The organism is Terrisporobacter sp. (genome assembly GCF_017888745.1).
Classification (GTDB): Bacteria; Bacillota; Clostridia; order Peptostreptococcales; family Peptostreptococcaceae; genus Terrisporobacter.
In genome coordinates, this window is record NZ_JAGHFM010000185.1 from 1 (window position 1) to 3,051 (window position 3,051).

A 3,051-nucleotide genomic window follows, 5' to 3' on the forward strand; every position below is an offset into this window, starting at 1 on the left:
ATCAAGAAAAGGTATAAATGCTAGTTGATCTGATCGTTCACTTGAAATATCGCAACTTATTATGTATTCACCTTCAACCCCTATTTGTATGTTATAACCTGGTTTTAATTGAAAATTTCTCATATGATCATCCTTCATTCTCATAAATGTAGTATCAGTTTTAGAAAAACTATTTCTACCTTTAAATATTGAGAAATAGTTATTATATTTTTCTAACGAAAGTTTTATTTCTTCAAATCTTTCAATGAATGATTGTATCTTCGATTTTCTTTTTCCCTTTCCATATACAAAAACAATATTAAGATTTTCTTTTAGTCTATATAAATATTTTAGTATCGTAGATATTTGAAGTACATTGATTTTCTCTAAAAGTAAGTAATGTGAAAAGTCTCTTAATAATGTACTTCTTAATTCTTCTATTAAATTTCTTATCTTAAAATCTAAATTAGCGGCATGCTTTTCAACTGATTTTTTCCATACAAATTGATATTTGTTAGCAACAGCTTCAATTTTAGTTCCATCTACAAATAAGTTAATTAAATTTATCTCTCCGAGGTCATACAATTTTTCAATGATTTGAAAATGAAGTTCTTCTATAATATTTATAATTTTCTTGCTTCTAAACCTAGAAATAGTATTATGGTCATGGGCTTTATGCCCATTTAAAAGCCATAAAAAATTAATATCTCTTTTGCACGCAGATTCTATTTTCCGAGATGAATATATATTATTCATTGAGACATAAACACATATTTTAAATAAGACAATCGGTGGAACTACTATTTTCTTCCCTTCTTGGAATATGTCTTTAGTAAATTTGTATAATCTAATCTCTCCAATATTTGGCTTCGTAGAACAACTGAATTATCTGTTGGTTGAATTTTTATTGTCAGAAATGTATTATTTCTTAAATTTTGGTCAAGATTAATATTAATGTTGTGTTGCATAATATAATGTTGTGCAATAAGAAAAACTCTAATTACGTTTTTTCGTAATTAGAGTTTTTTTATGTGACTATCTAATTTTTATTTTGAGACACCCCCTTTTCGTGGATTTCAATAATAAAGACAAATCGTAAGATTAATACTATTAAAAGATAATAATTTAATCTATACTAATTTATTCATTAATGAGGCATAACATCATTAGGAATTGCTGATACATATTTTTTACCACCTAGAGTATTTGAATGTTCTTTTTTCATATTTTCAACTAATTCTGGATTAGTTAAAACATCATAAGCAGTTAATGCAATTATTTTACCTGCATTTAGTAAACCTTTGTGTGCAACAGATGATTTACCATTTGCAACCCATTGCCATGAATGCGGTGGTGTTCCTTGAGGTTCACATCCTATTGTTACCTGTGCAGTTGGCACTACCCAACTAACATCTCCAACATCTGTAGATCCTGATGTATTATCAGTAAATGTTAATGGGAATATCTTAGAGTTAATAGGCATTGCTGCAATTTCTTGAAGTTCATCTTCACTCAAATCTGGGAATGCTTTTTTAGCACGTAAGTATAATCCATGTTTAGCACCTTCTGGTAAAGTGTCACAGAATTTTTGTTCATACTCTAACTCTTCTTTCGTTAAATTCATAGGTCTAACTAATTTTAAATTCTCATACATAACTTCTGTTAGCGCATGATTTGGTAAATAATTTGCACATGCCGAGTCAAACTCAATTTCAAGTTCAGTCTCTGTCATAAGAGCCGCACCTTTTGCTATTTTATTTAATCTTTCGTATATTTCAGCCGCTTGCTCAGTTTTTGGAGCTCTTATGAAATAATGAAGCTTAGAAGTTGGTTGTACAACATTTGCCGACTCGCCGCCTACATCAATAAAAGCATAGTGGATTCTAGCTTGATCGATAATATGCTCTCTTAAGAACTGTACTCCTATATTCATTAATTCAGCTGCATCCAATGCACTTCTTCCTTTTTCTGGGGCTGCTGCTGCATGAGCTGATATTCCTTTAAATTTATAGTAAACTTGATAAACTGCTAAACTACTCTCTCCCCAAGCCTGATTAAAATCCATTGGGTGCCATGTTAAAGCAGCATCTAATTCATTAAAAACTCCATCTCTTGCCATAAAAGCTTTTCCATATCCACTTTCTTCAGCTGGACATCCAAATAGCTTTACAGTACCACTAAGGTTGTGGCGTTTGATATATTCTTTTATTCCTACTGCTCCAGCTAAAGACCCTATACCCAAAAGATTATGACCACATCCATGACCGTTATTTCCAGATACTATAGCCTCTTGCTTTGGTAAATCTGCAACTTGACTTAAGTTTCCTAATGCATCATATTCAGCTAAAATCCCTATAATTGGACGACCAGACCCTAAAGTAGCTACATAAGAGTGTTCCATATTAGCTACTCCTTTTTCAATTTTAAAACCTTCTTTTTCTAAAATTTTATAATGTTGTTCCACAGACTTTTCTGTTGCAAATCTAGTCTCTGGTGTTTCCCAGATGCAATCTGAAGCCTCATAAAATTCTTGACTTTTTTCTTCAATAATATCAATTATTTCTTTTTTTGCTTTATTCATATTTATTCCTCCAATTACAACTTATTTATTATTAAAATGTCATTCAATTTTATACTAATAGTCGAATTTAATTTATTCACTTTTTTTAATTAGCAATACACTAAGTCCACACAATAATGATGCTACAGTCATAAACATAAATGCTAGTGTAAATGATCCCATAGCTATTTTTATCAAGTATCCTAATATCATAGGTGCTAAAAATCCTCCTAGTGTTCCTCCAGTATTTATAATACCTATAGAAGAACCTATAATAGATTGATCAAAGATTTTATGTGACCATGTAAAAATAGCAGTAAATGCAGAAACAGAAACCATACTAACTAATATTAGACATATTACAGATATCACTAAACTATCAGAATATACAAATCCTAAAACTAAAATTGAACTTGTAACTGTAGCCCCAAGTATAAATCTTTTTTCTTTTCCATTAAACACTTTAGATAATAATGAACCAGCTAATATTGTTGCTATAGTTTGGAATACAG

The 3,051-nt window shown here is 30.2% G+C and carries 2 protein-coding genes and 2 pseudogenes; all 4 read right to left on the reverse strand.

All coding sequences use genetic code 11. From position 1 onward, the window contains the following. Positions 1-564: pseudogene (locus J7G74_RS09075) on the reverse strand (IS1182-like element ISCpe5 family transposase); the annotation flags it as partial. Positions 565-597: 33 nt separating this feature from the next. Continuing rightward, positions 598-840, reverse strand: a pseudogene (locus tag J7G74_RS16930) (transposase); the annotation flags it as partial. Positions 841-1,126: 286 nt separating this feature from the next. Further along, positions 1,127-2,560, reverse strand: a complete 1,434-nt coding sequence (locus J7G74_RS09080; RefSeq protein WP_297134386.1) for a M20 family metallopeptidase — start codon at positions 2,558-2,560, stop codon at positions 1,127-1,129. A gap of 72 nt (positions 2,561-2,632) precedes the next feature. Beyond that, positions 2,633-3,051: MFS transporter (locus J7G74_RS09085; RefSeq protein ID WP_297134388.1), on the reverse strand; the 419-nt coding region annotated here is incomplete at its 5' end.

Bases quoted from the DNA above. Each gene is read 5' to 3' on its own strand.
- J7G74_RS09080 (WP_297134386.1), bottom strand. From the start codon at position 2,560: ATGAATAAAGCAAAAAAAGAAATAATTGATATTATTGAAGAAAAAAGT.